The organism is Bradyrhizobium aeschynomenes (assembly GCF_013178945.1).
Classification (GTDB): Bacteria; Pseudomonadota; Alphaproteobacteria; order Rhizobiales; family Xanthobacteraceae; genus Bradyrhizobium; species Bradyrhizobium aeschynomenes.
The window spans coordinates 450,595-466,900 of sequence record NZ_JABFDM010000007.1; the positions used below are offsets into that span (position 1 = coordinate 450,595).

At 65.5% G+C, this 16,306-nt stretch carries 13 protein-coding genes and 1 riboswitch; of the genes, 6 read left to right on the forward strand and 7 right to left on the reverse strand.

Features of this window, described 5'->3' with window-relative positions; genetic code table 11:
• Positions 1–33 precede the first annotated feature (33 nt).
• Positions 34–867 (reverse strand): chorismate mutase, encoded by an 834-nt coding sequence (locus HL666_RS22450; protein WP_172111309.1) that lies wholly within the window; start codon positions 865–867, stop codon positions 34–36.
• Between the two features lie 199 nt (positions 868–1,066).
• Positions 1,067–1,146, forward strand: a riboswitch (SAM riboswitch).
• Positions 1,147–1,237: 91 nt separating this feature from the next.
• On the opposite strand from HL666_RS22450, the gene metX reads away from it, so the two are divergent.
• Complete coding sequence (metX, locus tag HL666_RS22455) at positions 1,238–2,452, forward strand: homoserine O-acetyltransferase MetX (protein WP_172131130.1); 1,215 nt, start codon at positions 1,238–1,240, stop codon at positions 2,450–2,452.
• A 3-nt stretch (positions 2,453–2,455) separates the two neighbouring features.
• Positions 2,456–3,121, forward strand: a complete 666-nt coding sequence (gene metW / locus HL666_RS22460; RefSeq protein ID WP_172131129.1) for a methionine biosynthesis protein MetW — start codon at positions 2,456–2,458, stop codon at positions 3,119–3,121.
• An 865-nt stretch (positions 3,122–3,986) separates the two neighbouring features.
• Here the strand turns inward: metW and HL666_RS22465 are convergent.
• Positions 3,987–4,403, reverse strand: coding sequence for a GFA family protein (locus HL666_RS22465; protein ID WP_172183662.1), 417 nt, complete (start codon positions 4,401–4,403; stop codon positions 3,987–3,989).
• Between the two features lie 192 nt (positions 4,404–4,595).
• Here HL666_RS22465 and HL666_RS22470 point away from each other — a divergent pair, with 192 nt between their 5' ends.
• Positions 4,596–5,015, forward strand: coding sequence for a secondary thiamine-phosphate synthase enzyme YjbQ (locus HL666_RS22470; RefSeq protein ID WP_172111305.1), 420 nt, complete (start codon positions 4,596–4,598; stop codon positions 5,013–5,015).
• A gap of 482 nt (positions 5,016–5,497) precedes the next feature.
• On the opposite strand, the gene HL666_RS22475 is transcribed toward HL666_RS22470, so the two are convergent.
• A complete protein-coding gene (locus HL666_RS22475; protein ID WP_172183664.1) occupies positions 5,498–6,358 on the reverse strand; it encodes an alpha/beta fold hydrolase in 861 nt (286 codons plus the stop codon).
• Positions 6,359–6,484: 126 nt separating this feature from the next.
• Between HL666_RS22475 and HL666_RS22480 the strand changes: the two genes are divergently transcribed.
• The gene (locus tag HL666_RS22480) at positions 6,485–7,390 is read left to right on the forward strand and encodes a LysR family transcriptional regulator (protein ID WP_172115588.1); all 906 of its coding nucleotides are present in this window, start codon (positions 6,485–6,487) and stop codon (positions 7,388–7,390) included.
• A 64-nt stretch (positions 7,391–7,454) separates the two neighbouring features.
• On the opposite strand, the gene HL666_RS22485 is transcribed toward HL666_RS22480, so the two are convergent.
• Positions 7,455–7,805, reverse strand: a complete 351-nt coding sequence (locus HL666_RS22485) for a DUF805 domain-containing protein (RefSeq protein ID WP_172183666.1) — start codon at positions 7,803–7,805, stop codon at positions 7,455–7,457.
• Between the two features lie 58 nt (positions 7,806–7,863).
• Entirely contained in the window at positions 7,864–8,727 is an 864-nt protein-coding gene (locus tag HL666_RS22490; RefSeq protein ID WP_172115592.1) for an alpha/beta fold hydrolase, read from the reverse strand.
• A 256-nt stretch (positions 8,728–8,983) separates the two neighbouring features.
• Between HL666_RS22490 and HL666_RS22495 the strand changes: the two genes are divergently transcribed.
• The gene (locus tag HL666_RS22495) at positions 8,984–9,637 is read left to right on the forward strand and encodes a TIGR02594 family protein (protein WP_172115594.1); all 654 of its coding nucleotides are present in this window, start codon (positions 8,984–8,986) and stop codon (positions 9,635–9,637) included.
• A gap of 224 nt (positions 9,638–9,861) precedes the next feature.
• Here HL666_RS22495 and HL666_RS22500 read toward each other — a convergent pair whose 3' ends face one another.
• Positions 9,862–10,647, reverse strand: coding sequence for an MOSC domain-containing protein (locus HL666_RS22500; RefSeq protein WP_172183668.1), 786 nt, complete (start codon positions 10,645–10,647; stop codon positions 9,862–9,864).
• A 224-nt stretch (positions 10,648–10,871) separates the two neighbouring features.
• Between HL666_RS22500 and clpB the strand changes: the two genes are divergently transcribed.
• Positions 10,872–13,511, forward strand: coding sequence for an ATP-dependent chaperone ClpB (gene clpB / locus HL666_RS22505; protein WP_172183670.1), 2,640 nt, complete (start codon positions 10,872–10,874; stop codon positions 13,509–13,511).
• 92 nt (positions 13,512–13,603) lie between these two features.
• On the opposite strand, the gene HL666_RS22510 is transcribed toward clpB, so the two are convergent.
• The gene (locus HL666_RS22510) at positions 13,604–15,658 is read right to left on the reverse strand and encodes a M23 family metallopeptidase (RefSeq protein WP_172115599.1); all 2,055 of its coding nucleotides are present in this window, start codon (positions 15,656–15,658) and stop codon (positions 13,604–13,606) included.
• Positions 15,659–16,306 lie beyond the last annotated feature (648 nt).

A 16,306-nucleotide genomic window follows, 5' to 3' on the forward strand; every position in this document is an offset into this window, starting at 1 on the left:
CGGAGAATGTCTTGGGAGGGGCGCAAGGCGGCCTCAGCTGGGAACCGTATAGCGTTTCGCGTGGCCGCCGACGAGGGCTGCGGAGCGTACCGAGGCGCCTGCCGCGATCAGGGCTGCCTTGATTTTTTCGAGGTTCGCGGGCGCCTCGATCGACACCAGCAACGCAGCGCCGTCGAAGGCGGTATCGGGCACCGCGATGACATCGGCGAGCGGCGACAGCGCCCGCGACACCTGGGCGTTCCAGCCGGACACGCGGATGCTCCAGGTCTCGACCTCCAGCACCAGCGCATCGTCGGCGACACGCGACACCGCGAACACCGGCAGCGCCGCCGGATGATCGGCGCGCTCGATGAACGGCAGCCGCGCAATGATCTTCGGCGCGCCGGTGGGCTCCAGCGTGATCCACCAGGGCGTATGGCCCGACGTCGTCGACACCAGCGCGAGATCGCCCTTCGAGCGCGCCACCGCCTCGACCGCGGCCTGGGCGCTGAAATGGGCAACGTAGGGCACGACGAAGCCGAAATGGAACCGGGCGGAATCGCGCATTGCGGATTCGCCGACCGACACGTCGGCATGCACCGAGAACGGCGCCTGCACATAGGTGAAGGTCGATACGATCACCCGCCAGATGCCCTCGACCGTGTCGAGCGGCAGGATGCCGCGATGCCGCTGCACCAGCCGGCGCATCATGTCGGCCTCGCGCGCCGGGCGGAACGCCGAGCCAACCTCCTGGGTCTTCTTGACCTTGATCAGCCGGTCGATGATGTCGGCCCGGTTCATCAGGAGGTGATGCACCTGCTCGTCGATCGCGTCGATCTCCTTGCGCAGATCGGCAAGCGAAGGCGGGGCAGGCGGTGGGTTCGACATGGCTGAGGTCACTCTTCGCGAGGCCACGGGGAAACGCGCGGCCACAGGGAACGGATGCCGTTCTCTCCGATGCGCCGTGCCTGCGCAACAGCAAGTTTACCTTGTGCTGGCTAGGCTTGGCTGGCCTGCAGCCGTGGAAAGCCCGAGCGGCGGTCAACCCCAGCTTGCCTTGACGAGGAGCGCCCGCGGGACTAGTTTCTGCTCGTTCCGTGGTCATTTGAGCCGGCCGGCTTGCAGCCACGTTAAAAAACTCGCTAAACAGGCCGGGGACGTTATCGATCCCGGCCGAACCCCAGTTCAGGCCGGGTTTTTCATGGCCTGATATGTCACGTGGTTCGGGAGCTCCGGCGGAATGGCCGGGGTGAGAGACATGACAGGCCTGACGCCGAAATCCACCTCCGCATTGCGCACGGTTGCGCCGGAAGAGCGTTCGCACGAGGTCGACCATCCGAGCTCGCTGGTCGCGCAGTTCGGCGCCGACAAGCCGCTCAAGCTCGATTGCGGCGTCGACCTCGCGCCGTTCCAGATCGCCTACCAGACCTATGGCGAGCTCAACGCCGACAAGTCCAACGCGGTGCTGGTCTGCCACGCGCTGACCGGCGACCAGCACGTCGCCAACCGTCATCCGGTCACCGGCAAGCCCGGCTGGTGGGAGACGCTGGTCGGCCAGGGACGGCCGCTCGACCCCAGTCGCTACTTCATCATCTGCTCGAACGTGATCGGCGGCTGCATGGGCTCGACAGGGCCGGCCTCGATGAACCCCGCGACCGGCAAGGTGTGGGGGCTCGATTTCCCGATCATCACCATCCCCGACATGGTGCGGGCGCAGGCGATGCTGATCGACCATCTCGGCATCGATACGCTGTTCGCGGTGGTCGGCGGCTCGATGGGCGGCATGCAGGCGCTGCAATGGACGGTGGCCTATCCGGCGCGTGTGTTCGCCAATCTCGCGATCGCCTGCGCGACGCGGCACTCGGCGCAGAACATCGCCTTCCACGAGCTCGGCCGCCAGGCGGTCATGGCCGATCCCGACTGGGACCATGGCCGCTACGGCGACAAGGGCGTCCATCCGCATCGCGGCCTCGCGGTGGCGCGGATGGCCGCGCACATCACCTATCTGTCGGACGCGGCGCTGCATCGCAAGTTCGGCCGCCGCATGCAGGACCGCGAGCTGCCGACCTTCTCGTTCGACGCCGACTTCCAGGTCGAGAGCTATCTGCGCTACCAGGGCTCGTCCTTCGTCGAGCGCTTCGACGCCAATTCCTATCTCTACCTGACGCGCGCGATGGATTATTTCGACATCGCCGCCGACCATGACGGCGTGCTGGCGGCGGCGTTCCGCGGCATCCAGACCCGCTTCTGCGTGGTGTCGTTCACCAGCGACTGGCTGTTTCCGACCTCGGAATCGCGTGCCCTGGTGCACGCGCTCAACGCCTCCAGCGCACGGGTGTCGTTCGCCGAGATCGAGACCGACAAGGGGCACGACGCGTTCCTGCTCGACGTGCCCGAGTTCATCGACATCGCCGGCGCCTTTCTCGAATCCGCCGGCAAGGCGCGCGGCCTCAAGGCGCCGAATGGAGGCTAAGTCATGAGCTTGCAGGGTGTGCTGCCGTTGAACGGCTTTTCCGGTGGCGAGGTGCTGGCCTATCGGCCCGATCATCTGCTGGTCGCCGGCATGGTCGAGCGCGGCTCCAAGGTGCTCGACATCGGCTGCGGCGACGGCGACCTGCTGCAGCTGCTGGAGAGCCGCGGCATCGACGGCCGCGGCATCGAGCTGTCGCGCGAGGGCGTCAACCATTGCGTCGCCAAGGGGCTCGCGGTGGTGCAGGGCGATGCCGACACGGATCTGATCGATTATCCCGACGATGCGTTCGACTATGTGATCCTGTCGCAGACGCTGCAGGCGACGCGCCAGCCCAAGGTCGTGCTGGAGAATCTGCTGCGCATTGGCCGCCGCGCCATCGTGACGTTTCCGAATTTCGGCTTCTGGCGGCTGCGGCTGCAACTGCTGGTCGGCGGCCACATGCCGCGCACGGACAATCTGCCCTTCACCTGGTACGACACGCCTAACATCCATTTCTGCACCATCAAGGACTTCGTGCAGCTCTGCGACGAGATCGGCGTGAAGATGGAACGCGCGGTGGCGCTCGACGCCTACGCCCGCCCCTTGCGTGTCGCCATGCCCTGGTGGTTCTGGAACATGTTCGGCGAGCAGGGCGTGTTCCTGCTGAGCAGGGCGGAGAAGGGGCGGTAGGGGTGTTGCCGTCGTTCGCATGACGCTCCCGGCGGTGTTCATCCCGGCCCCGACGAAATCACTTGTGCCATTCACTCCGCCGTCATCGCCGGGCTTGACCGGGCGATCCAGTATTCCAGAGACGGCAGCGCTTGAGCCGAGAGGCCGCGGCGTACTGGATCATCCGCCTGCGCGGACGATGACAGCAATGGACAAAGCTGCGATCTTTGTTTTGCGAGCAAGGTCATAGTCGCGCTCCACACCTCGACTTGCTGGCGGCATGGATCACCGCCTCGCAGCGCATCCGCGCCCGAGCTCTGCGTCAGTCATCGCCTCCGATAGAAGAGGCGCAGGGAAGGCCGGATGCTGGCCGCACCCATGGCCCGCCTGCGAGAAAAATGCAGGCGGCAGGTACCACAGGTACGAGCCGGAACACCCGGCCTTCCCTGCGCGATGGTTGTACGGCTGCTTCGCGTTCTCCCTGGTGCGCCGGGCTTTCTGGCCACCATCGTCTGCGACATTCATCGCCAACTTGATCCTAGCGTCGGAGGATCAGGACCGCGCGACTTGACCGTGCGTGCCGAAATTGTTCGTCCGCGCAAGCGAACTCACGCGCAACCCGACACGCCCACCGCATCCCGCCTCAGCGTTCGTGACGACCGCGATACGCCCTCTTGCTGCGAGGCGGGACGGCCGGAAATCTGCGCTTGATTTGCCCGACGGTGCAAGTGTCGATCATGCGACAAACTAACACGACGGGCAGTTTGTGCATGGCGCGCCTGCGGGAATTGCCCGTCGTGCAGAACTGCGGCGTCGCGTCCTTAGAACGAAGGCTTGGAGAGACCGGAAAGATGGTCTGGCGCGGCGCGCAGAGCGCAAAGGACAATCACGTCTCGGATTTGGGGCCGAATCCGGGCACCCACTTTTCGTGTTGAGGCAGCCCGTCCGTGATGTCCCACCAAGGCGCCTTGGAGCCAGCGAACACATGCAGCTTGGGTCGGACGCCGGGATCGTCATCGAGCAGTCCGGCGGGAATGCTGACCGTGGGAAGATAAGGAGCCCTGCCGGGCGCCGCCGCACCGCAAACGCGGCAAAAGAATCGAAGGCTGCCCGGCGCTGACTCAAACTGCTGCATGAGCTCCTCACCGGATAGCAGCCGGAATTTGTCGACATCGACGTGAACATAACTGGCGAAGGCCGCTCCGCTCAGCTTGCGGCAGTTGCTGCAATGGCAGTGGGTCAGAGCGCGAACGGTATCAATCTCGAATCGGATGCCTCCGCAGAGGCAGCTCCCTTTGATCATCGGGCGGCTCCAATTTCGAATTCACTCTGTTTCGAATTCACTCTGTCGATCCGACGCCATTTCCGCCAAGTGCCACACACGATGTGCCACATACGATATTGTGGGATAAAAGGACGAGCGGATTCTTAGCATTCGCAACGCAGTAACATATGGCTTCGACAGCGGCCTCGGCAATCTTGGAGAGACGCGCTCATGAAATCCTTCCGCAAGGAGCTGTGGTTCGACATCCCCGGCCGGCGCGCCTTCATCAACATCACTGGTGAGGTCGAAACGGCGCTCCGGGAGAGCGGCGTGCGCGAAGGACTCGTCCTGGTCAACGCCATGCACATTACCGCCTCCGTCTTCATCAATGACGATGAGAGCGGGCTGCATCACGACTATGAGCAGTGGCTGGAGAAGCTGGCGCCGCACGAGCCGGTTTCGGGCTATCGCCACAACCGCACCGGCGAGGACAATGCGGACGCCCATATGAAGCGGCAGATCATGGGCCGCGAGGTCGTGGTGGCGATCACGCAAGGCAAGCTCGACTGCGGCCCGTGGGAGCAGATCTTCTACGGCGAATTCGACGGCGGCCGCCGCAAGCGGGCGCTGATCAAGATCATCGGCGAGTAGGGTGATGTCATGAGCCCCGGTCGTCATTGCGAGGAGCGAAGCGACGAAGCAATCCAGGGGTTACGCGTAAAGTCCTTCCGTGTGGCCCCTGGATCGCTTCGCTGGCGCTCGCGATGACGGAGGGCGGCGACGACAGCCTCCGCTGTCATGCCCGCGCAGGCGGGCATCCAGTACGCCGCGGCCTCTCGGGGACATACGGCGATCTCGGAATACTGGATCGCCCGGTCAAGCCGGGCGATGACAGCTGTGGTGGTGCGGCCGGCTTCGCCACGGCCGTCATTGCGAGGAGCGCAAGCGACGACGCAATCCACGGGCGACGCGTGAAGTCTTTCCGTGTCGCCCCTGGATCGTTTCGCTGGCGCTCGCGATGACGGAGGAGGGTGGTGACAACCTCCGCTGTCATGTCGGCGCAGGCGGGCGTCCAGCTTGAGACGGCGCGTGTCGTCTGCCGACATGTCGTATGACGTCGACGCCGGCGCCGCCTATCCGGCGAACACCGCCTTAATCTCTGTGGCGACCTTTGGCGTGTTCTCGTCGAGCACGAAGTGGCCGGCGTCGAGCCAGACCAGCTTCACGTCGGAGAGGTCGTTGAGATAGGCGCGGGCACCGGGCGGGATGAAGAACGGATCGTGCTGGCCCCAGATGATCAGCGTCTTCGGCTTGCGGATGCGGAACGCCGCCTGCCACTGCGGATATAACGCGACGTTGGTCTTGTAGTTCTCCAGGAGATCGAGCTGATAGTCCTGAGTGCCCGGACGGTCGAGCAGGGCCTGGTCGAAGATCCAGTTGTCGGGATTGACGGCCTCGGGATCCCTCGCGCCTACGAGCCACTGGAATTTGGTGCCGTCGAGGCTGAGCAACTCACGCGCCGGCGCCTCGGTCTCAGGCGTGCGCTTCTCCCACAGCGGCAGCAGCACCTTCTTCGGCGCGTCGCCGACCCCCTCCATGTAAGCGTTGGTGTTTTGCAGGATGAAGCCCTTCACGCGCTCGGGTCGCTGGGTGAACAGGCGGAAGCCGACCGGCCCGCCATAGTCCTGCATGTAGAGGATGTACGATTCGAGGCCGAGCACGTCGACGAGGCCTTCGACATGGGCGGCGAGATTGTCGAAGGTATAGGCGAATTCGCCGCGATCGGGCGCGTCGGAATGGCCGAAGCCGATGTAGTCGGGCGCGACCAGGTGGAAGCGGTCGGCCAGCGCGGGGATCAGGTCACGAAACATCTGGCTGCTGGTCGGCAGGCCGTGCAGTAGCAGGATGGTCGGCGCGGTGGGATCGCCGGCCTCGCGGTAGAACACCTTGCGGCCGTGAACGGTCGCGCTGCGGTAGCGGGTCGTGGTGGTCATGAGGGTCTCCTGGTCTCTCGGAAGGCGGGGTCGTTGGCCGTGTGGTACGGACTTGTATGCCTTCCAAAAATCGGCGGCAGCCGATAGGATTGGGAAGTTGCCTCTCGAAATTTGGAAGGGTTCTGCTTGGATCGCCTGGATGCGATGTCCGTGCTTCTCGCTGCCGCTGATGCCGGCAGCCTGTCGAAGGCCGGCCGGGCGCTTGGGCTGCCGCTGGCGACCGTCAGTCGTAAGGTCGCCGAGCTCGAGGCGCATCTGAAAGCCTCGCTCTTGATCCGCTCGGCCAAGGGGCTGGAGCTGACGCCAGCGGGGCGATCCTATGTCGCGGCGGCGCGCGTGATCCTGGAGCAGGTCGCGGAAGCCGAGCGCGCCGCGAGCGGTGAATATTCCGAGCCCAAGGGCGATCTGGTCGTAACGGCGCCGATCATGTTCGGCCGGCTGCATGCGCTGCCTGTCGTAACGCGCTTCCTTGCGGCCTATCCGGATGTTGCAGTCGATCTCGTCATGACCGATCGTGTCGCGCACTTTCTCGACGACCAGGTCGACGTGGCGCTGCGCATCGGGCAGCTGCCGGATTCCAGCCTGATCGCTACCCGGCTCGGCAGCGTTCGCCATGTGATCTGCGCCAGCCCGGATTATCTCGCCGCCAACGGCCGCCCGGTGCGGCCGGACGATCTGGCACGGCACAGCGTGATCTCGTTCCAGAGCGTGTCGGTGCCCGGCACCTGGCGGTTCGAGGTCGACGGCGCCGAGATCGCCGCCGGCTTTCGCGCGCGGCTCGGCGTCAACACGATCGATGCGGCGATCGAAGCCGGCCTGTCGGGGGCAGGGCTGGTGCGGGCGCTGTCCTATCAGGTCGTGGACCACGTCCGCAGCGGCCGGCTTCAGCTCGTGCTCGACGCCTTCGAGCCGGCGCCGCGTCCGGTGCATCTCGTCTATGACGGCCAGACCCGGTTGCCGCTGAAGCTGCGCGCCTTCGTCGATTTCGTCGTGCCGCTGCTGCGGCAGCGATTGGTGGAGGCGGCGATTTGAGGCTCGTCAAGGCGAGGCAGGAGAGATCGTCATGGATATCGGGAGCACTTCGGCGCGCGGCGAGTCACGATAGCCCGCTGGACACGCCGCGCGCAGCGATAAAGCGGTTCGGCCCGTCAGTCCCACGGAGGAAGCCCAGCTCGATGAACAGCGTGATCTGTCCAACGAAGGGTATCAGGCCGACCAGTTGATACCAACCCGAGCGACCGCGGTCGTGGCAACGCTTCGCGCCGATCGCCAGAGTTGGCCACAAGGCCAGGAGAGACAAGCCGAGCACGGCATTATTGAATGCGAGCGGCGGCACAACGGCGACCACCACAAAGAACGCGAATGCGAGCGGCAGGACGAGGCCGAGCCAGTACGCTGATCGGCTGACCCGCCCGTCGAATGAAAACAGGAAACGCAGCAATCGCATCACGCTTCAGCAGCCGTCACTTGTTTGTCGCAGAACGCGAAGAGCCACAGCCATCTCGTCATCCCGCCATCGATCTCGGATCGCGCTGTCCCCACCGGCCGGCCTCCACCAGGGCGATGAAGCGCTCGACGGCCTCGTTGAACAGCGCCGGCTCCTCCAGGTTCAGCACATGCCCCGACTTCGGGAAGACCATCAGCCCCGAGGCCGGCAGATGCCGCTTCAGGAACAGGCTGGGCTCGATGCAGGCGTCGTCCTCGTCGCCGCAGATGATCAAAGCGGGGGTCTGCACGCGGCGGATGGCGTCGGCCATGGTGTAGATCGAGGGCCTGCCGCCTTGAAAGCCGCGCATCGTGTTGGCCGAGCCCTTGGCGTCGTGGCGGGCCAGCGCGGCGTAGAAGTCGGCGTGGCCGCGCGGGTCCTTGACCAGGAAAGGGATGCGGCCGGGGGCTTCGCGCGTCACCTTGGCGGTCTCGGCTGAGCCGAGCGTCTCGAACTGCTCGGCGGTGGCGCGGCACTGGGCGCGGAAGGCTTCGAGCTGCGCGAGGTCCGAGCCGGAGCCGACCCCGGCCAGCACCATGGAGCGGATGCGATCAGGCGCGTTCAGAGCCACCTGCAGCGACGAGTAGGAGCCCATCGACAGGCCGACGAAATGCGCGCGGTCGATGCCGAGGTGATCGAGCACGGCCAGCGCGTCGGTGGTGAAGTGCACGTAGCTGTAGAGGTCGGGCGATGGCGGCACGTCCGAGGGCGTATAGCCGCGGGCCGAGTAGGCGATGCAGCGATGGCGGCGTGCGAGGTAGCGCAGCTGCGGCTCCCAATTGGTGTGGTCGGCGGCGAACTCGTGCAGGAAGAGCAGCGGCGTGCCCGCTCCGGCCTCTTCAAAATAGAGGCGAACGCCGTCTTTCGCCGTTGCATGGGGCATTCTCAGCTCCTCCCGTGTCGCGTGCCGGAGCATGACTGATCGCGCGAGGCGCGACAATCGGTGGTCCAGCCGCCTGATTTTGGCCGCAGAATAAGCCCGGAATCACCCCCTCGTCGCCGGTTTTTCGCCGCCAATCGTCATGGTTTGGTCACACGGCGACTTTTTACGGACCCCGCTGGCGGCTTGCAGAGGGGCCGCGCTGAGGACCAGGGGGTGCCAAGTCAGGGTACTGGGGGAAGTAACAGAAGGATTGAGTATGGTTGTGTCTACCCTTCGCCGGTCGCTTCACATCGTTGCGCTGACCATGTGCTCGGCAGTGATTGCCGCCACCGCAACACCGGCTTCGGCCCGTCCGCATCACGGCTCCGGGCATCATGCCCACCGCAGCCACGGCGGCCATCACTACGCTCGGCATCATCACCACCGTCGTTCCGCCGCCCGGCTGTCGCGCTGGGAGCGCGGCGTGGCGCGGATGCAGGTCACCGGCGTCGCCGACGCGCAGGCCAGCCTCATGATGCCTGGCTCGGCGTCCGACGGCATGGCGTCGTCAGGAGGCTTCGGCGGCAGCACGGTCGTCTCTGCGGCGCGCAGCTTCATCGGCGGCGGCAATCCCACTGGCCGGCGCAGCCTGTGGTGCGCGCGCTTCATGAACATGGTGCTGGAGCGCACCGGCCATCGCGGTACCGGCTCCGACATGGCGCGCTCCTTCGCGAGCTATGGCCAGCGCGTCTCCGGCCCGCAGGTCGGCGCCATCGCAGTCATGAGCCGCCGCGGCGGCGGTCACGTCGGCGTGGTCTCGGGCGTCGATGCCCAGGGCAATCCGATCGTCATCTCCGGCAACAATGGCGGCCGCGTCCGCGAGACCGCGGTGTCGCGCGGCCGCGTGTATGCGTATGTGATGCCGAACTGATAGGTCCGGCGTTCTGGACGAGGGCGGCACCGCCCGTGCGGCTGCCCCTCACCCCAACCCTCTCCCCGTAAGAACGGGGCGAGGGAGCGCACCGCGATCGTGGTGAGAGATCGGCTCCAACAACGGCGTCATTGCGAGCGCAGCGAAGCAATCCAGGGCCACATGGACAGTCTGGATTGCTTCGTCGCCTTCGGCTCTTCAGATGACGCTGAGAGACTGAGGCCTCACACCAGCCGCGGCTGCTCCACCGCGAGATCATCGCCCACGGCGATGTCGCCGGCTTCGATCACCTCGGCGTAGATGCCGCATTCATTGTTGCCGCGGGCCTGCATCAGCGCGGGCGGGATGTCGAGGTCGCGCGCCGCGGTGTCGGGATCGACGTTGACGGCGGCGCAGCGGGTGGTGGTCTTGACGACCTTCAGACGTGCCGCGCCGATGCGCAAGGTCTCGCCCATCAGCGTGGCCTCGTACCAGGCCGGCCAGCCGGTGACGTAGATGTTGGCGCGGAAGCGCAGCGGGTGCACGGTCGCGCCCACCAGTTGCTCGATCTCGGCGATCGAGGCGAGGTTGATGATCGAGACCACCTTGCGGGCCAGATCCGTGAAGCTGTAGCCGCCGCCCGACAGCAGTCTCGGCGGACCGCGCAATTCGCCGGCGAACTCGGTCGCGAAGAAGCGCTCGATGGCGGCGCGCCCCTCCGGGCTTTCGAGATCGCCCTGCGCGACGATGGCGCCGTCCTTGCGGATGGTGAGGACGTTGGTCGCGTCCTCGAACAGCGTCTTGAAGCCGGCCAGCCGCTCGTTCCGCATCAGCATCAGATACGCCGTCTTCGGCTTCCATACCGGGGCCTCCGGGTCGAAGCCGGTCGGGCCGTTCTCCAGCGCGTAGCGGCGATCGGCCGGCAGCGTTTGCCCGACCCGCAACGGAGCTTTCTGCAGTGGTTCCGGAGTAAGGCCCTTGACGGGATAGCGGTACAGGCCGGCGATGCGGGCAGGAGAAGTCTGGCTCATGGCGGGGTCATAGGAGATTCCCGTCGCCGCGGCCAGGGCACACGAATTTGTGAAGCAGCCCCTTCCGTTTTCGGGCCGCCTTCCCACATTTCTTCTCAAGCCGGGCGCAGGCCGGCGACGTGGATTGGCGCGGCGTTGACGGACGTCAACATGCGCAGACCGAAACCCAATGAAGATGCTGGAACCGTGCCTTCGGGGCGTCACAGCAGGCTGAGGGAAACATCATGAATATCGACAAATATACCGAGCGCGCGCGGGGCTTCATCCAATCGGCGCAATCTCTGGCGGTGCGCGACGGCCATCAGCAGTTTTCGCCGCTGCATCTTCTCAAAGTTCTGCTCGACGACGGCGAGGGACTCGCAGGCGGTCTGATCGATCGCGCCGGCGGCAATTCACGCGCGATCCTCAAGGCGACCGAGGATGCGCTCGGCAAGCTGCCGAAAGTCTCGGGCAGCGGCGCCGGGCAGATCTATCTCTCGCCCGAACTGGCGCGCGCTTTCGACGCGGCGGAGAAGGCGGCCGAGAAGGCCGGCGACAGTTTCGTCACCGTCGAGCGGCTGCTGCTCGGGCTGACGCTCGATGCGAAGAGCGAAACCGGAAGCATTCTCGCCAAGGGCGGCGTCACCGCGCAGAACCTCAACGCGGCGATCGCATCCTTGCGCAAGGGACGCACGGCCGACTCGGCGACCGCCGAGAACGCCTATGATGCGCTGAAGAAATATGCCCGCGACCTGACCCAGGCGGCGCGCGACGGCAAGCTCGATCCGGTGATCGGCCGCGACGAGGAGATCCGCCGCACGATCCAGGTTCTGTCGCGGCGGACCAAGAACAATCCCGTGCTGATCGGCGAGCCCGGCGTCGGCAAGACCGCGATCGTCGAGGGCCTCGCGCTGCGCATCGTCAATGGCGACGTGCCGGAGAGCCTGAAGGACAAGCGGCTGCTGTCGCTCGATCTGGGCGCACTGATCGCGGGTGCGAAATATCGCGGCGAGTTCGAGGAGCGGCTGAAGGCCGTGCTGCAGGAGGTCACGTCTGCCGAAGGCACCTTCGTGCTGTTCATCGACGAGATGCATACCCTGATCGGCGCCGGCAAGGCCGACGGCGCGATGGATGCGTCGAACCTCTTGAAGCCCGCGCTGGCGCGCGGCGAGCTGCACTGCATCGGCGCGACCACGCTCGACGAGTATCAGAAGCATGTCGAGAAGGACGCCGCGCTGGCCCGTCGTTTCCAGCCGGTCTACGTCACCGAGCCCACCGTCGAGGACACCATCTCGATCCTGCGCGGCCTGAAGGACAAATACGAGCAGCATCACGGCGTGCGCATCACCGATTCCGCGCTGGTGGCCTCCGCCACCTTGTCGAACCGCTACATCACCGACCGCTTCCTGCCCGATAAGGCCATCGATCTGATGGACGAGGCGGCGGCGCGGCTGAAGATGCAGGTCGACAGCAAGCCCGAGGAGCTCGACTCGCTCGACCGCGAGATCATCCGGCTCAAGATCGAGCAGGAGGCCTTGAAGAAGGAGAGCGATCTCGGCTCCAAGACGCGGCTGCAGGCGCTGGAGAAGGAGCTTGCCGACCTCGAGGAGAAGTCGGCGTCGCTGACCGCGAAGTGGAGCGCCGAAAAGGACAAGCTGTCGAATGCGCAGAAGCTGAAGAGCGAGCTGGATGGCCTGCGCATCGAACTCGCCAATGCGCAGCGCCGCGGCGAGTACCAGAAGGCGGGCGAGCTGGCCTATGGCCGCATCCCCGATCTCGAGAAGCGGCTGGCCGACATCGAGGCCAAGGAGACGAGCGGCGAGATGATGGAGGAGGCGGTCACCGCCAACCACATCGCGCAGGTGGTCTCGCGCTGGACCGGCGTTCCCGTGGACAAGATGCTCGAGGGCGAGAAGGACAAGCTCTTGCGGATGGAGGACAGCCTCGGCAAGCGCGTCGTCGGCCAGTTCGAGGCCGTGCATGCGGTCGCCACCGCCGTGCGGCGCTCGCGTGCCGGCCTGCAGGACCCGAACCGGCCGATGGGCTCGTTCATGTTCCTGGGCCCCACCGGCGTCGGCAAGACCGAGCTGACCAAGGCGCTCGCCGAGTACCTGTTCAACGACGAGACCGCGATGGTCCGGCTCGACATGTCCGAGTACATGGAGAAGCACTCGGTGTCGCGGCTGATCGGCGCACCTCCCGGCTATGTCGGCTATGACGAGGGCGGGGCGCTGACCGAGGCCGTGCGCCGCCGGCCGTACCAGGTCGTCCTGTTCGACGAGATCGAGAAGGCGCATCCGGATGTGTTCAACGTGCTGCTGCAGGTGCTCGACGACGGCCGCCTGACCGACGGCCAGGGCCGCACCGTCGACTTCCGCAACACGCTGATCATCATGACGTCAAATCTCGGCTCCGAGTTCCTGGTCAATCAGCCGGAGGGCGAGGATACGTCCGAGGTGCGTGAGCTGGTGATGGGCACGGTCCGCGGGCATTTCCGGCCCGAGTTCCTCAACCGCGTCGACGAGATCATCCTGTTCCACCGCCTGCAGAAGAGCGAGATGGGCCGGATCGTCGAGATCCAGTTCTCGCGGCTCCAGAAGCTGCTGGAGGAGCGCAAGATCACGCTGTCGCTGGATGGCGATGCGCGCGACTGGCTCGCCGCCAAGGGCTGGGACCCGGCCTATGGCGCGCGTCCGCTGAAGCGGGTGATCCAGCGCAGCGTGCAGGATCCGCTCGCCGAGATGATCCTCGCCGGCGACATCAAGGACGGCGACAAGGTCGCCATCTCCTCGGAAGGCAACGTGCTGACCTTCAATGGCAAGGCGCATCGCACCGCCGAGATCGCGACGTTCGAGGCGCCGATCCCAAAGCGCAAGCTGAACTGATCCCGGCCGTTTTCAAACGAATGTGGCCCTCGCTGAGCGATCAGCGGGGGCCGTTTTCATTCTCACCTGTCGCTTGGACGTGACCGTCTCGCTTACCGGCTCACCTGGATCGGGCCGGCATCCGACATGCGCGAGGCGCCGTTGCCGCGGCCGACCATCATCTGGTCGACGCGGTCGCGCTCCTTCTCGAAACCGGCCATGATCTGGCCTTCGAGCGACCGGCCGCGCGGCAGCTTCACGCGCATCGGGTCGACGAAGCGGCCGTTGACGAGGATCTCGTAGTGCACGTGCGGGCCGGTCGACATGCCGGTGGACCCCACGAAGCCGATGACCTGGCCCTGACGGACGCGCTTGCCGGGCTCCATGCCCTTGGCGAAGGCGGACAAATGGCCATAGGCCGTCTCATAGCCGTTATTGTGCTTGATGCGGATGTACTTGCCGTAGCCGCCTTCGGTGCCGACCTTCTCGAGCACGCCGTTGCCGGAGGCAAAAATGGGCGTACCGTAGGCGGTGGCCCAGTCGACGCCGGTGTGCATCTTCACATAGCCGAGGATCGGATGGCGGCGGCCGCCGAAGCCGGAGCGCATGATGGCGTTGTTGACGGGCTTGCGGACCAGGAACTTCTTCGCGCTCTTGCCGGTCTCGTCATAGTAGTCGACGACGCTGTCGTCGGGGGTCTGGAACCGGTAGTATTTCTTGGTCTCGCCGCCGACCGTCAGCGAGGCGAACAGCACCTCGCTCTTGTCGTTGTTGCCCGGCTTGTCGTCGTCGTCGCCGGCATAGAACACGTCGAACGAGTCGCCCGGCTGCACCTTGCGCTGGAAATCGACGTCGTAGGAGTAGATCCGGATCATGTCGTCGATGACCGGCGTCGGCACCTTGTTGCGCATCGCCGTCTCGTAGATGCTCTGGTAGAGGCGGACGCCGGTGCCGTCATCCTCGTCGTCGTTGGTGTTGTCGGCGGTCTCGGTGACCGTATTCATGCTCTGCACGTCGACCGCGACGTATCTACCGAGGTCCGACAGCGCGGCGACTGCTTCGATCATGCTGTCGTTGGCGACAATGACCCGAACCGGCTGCAGCCGGGCGCCGGGGGCGGGGCTCGCCGGCGCCATCAGGATGCGCAGCTTCTCGCCTTCCTTCAGGCCGCCATCGCGGCCGCGGGCGCCGAGTTGGGCGGCGATCGCCTTGGCCTCGTCGGGCGTCGCGCCCTGGTCGCGCAGGATCGAGGCGACGGTGTCGCCCTTCTTGACCAGATGGACGCGCTCGCCGAGCGGGTTGCCGCCGGTGATCTGGTCCTTGGTCTTGGGCAGCAGGGTCACGTTTTCCGGCACCACGCGGGTCTCGAAGCCGGCATAGGGATCGGGCGAGCTGCCGTCATTGGCATAGGACAGCTTCAGATCGCCGCCTTGCGCGCCGGCAGCGTCGGCCGCAGCGTTGGCGAGCGACGCATAGCGCACGCCGCCATTGTTGCCGCGCCAGTTCGCCGCGTCGCGCACCCGCATGACGATCTCGTCGAGCGCCACCGAGGCCGCGATCTTCGCCTTCGGCAGCACGGTCGCGAGATCCTTGGTGACGAAGGACACCTCGGCGTCGGGCTCGACGGCCGCGGGATTGTTGGGATCCTCGCCGGACCCCGCCTTGTCGTTGTCGGTATCGGTGAGCAGGCGTTGTGCGTTGAACGGCGGAATCTTCGACGACAGATCGCTTGTGGTCATCGAGAGATTGCCCGAGATTCGCACATAGGGACGGACACGGATCACTTCGCGCGTTCCGGCGCGGGTCACGGTCGAGACACGCACGACATTGCGTGCGGCGGCCGCTTCGCTCGGCGGCGGCAGGCGGTCGCTCTTGCGCAATGTGGCGACACGGTCATTGGCGCCAAACGCGCCGCGCAGCGCGCTCTCCATCCGCTCCGGCATGCGCGCGAAGGTCAATTCTCCGTCGAGCGATGCGAAAACGGCGCCGCCGATCAGGGCTGCGCCGCAGAGACCCGTCAGAATCGTGCCTGAGAACCATTGAACGGAGACGCGGCGGCGGTCGATCACCGCGGCCTCGGAGCCATCGACCGATAGCGGCGGCTCATGCCCGAGATCGATCATGCCGATCTCGCGCCCCATCCCCCCGCGTGACGTCCGATGGTTCAACCTTCGTCCCCCAAGTTCAAAGTCAGCACCGAGATCACTCAGCTGCCGGTTGGCGTACCGTCCAGGATAAACGGCTCGGAATGATGGCGCGCTTCTGACGGTTCGAGACATCTGGGCCAGGAGACCGGACGCCGCAAACCGCTATTGTTCTTCAGGATCTCTCGATGTCGTCTCGGTCGTCTGAGTCAGGCGAAGGGCTCGCCATTTCCTTGATCTGGATCATCCTTGAATCGATGGCGTCCCCGCTGGACCCAAATCAACCCAGGTCGATGCTTAACAAATCGTCGCAGGATTGTGGCCCAAGTGGGGCACGATGTCCGCAAGAAATCGGGCTTCCGTAGCGACACGGAAAAAAATCACCCGATGCGACGATTTCATGAAAATGGTCGTTGACACCCCGATCGGCTCCCCCTATACACCCGATCACTGAGCGCGGCGCCGCTTCGGGACACACCGAGGCGAGCATTCGCGCCAATACTGCTCCTCACTTCGTTGAGTGGTGCACAACCGGTAGAACCCGGTTGCCCATCGCCGTCGAATGAAGGTGCAAACCCCTCCGAGAGAGGGTGGGACTGAGGTCCCGGGCTGTTTGACAAGTGAAGATGAAGAAAGAGAAACGTGGACGGCGGAGTCCTTGCGGGTCTCGGG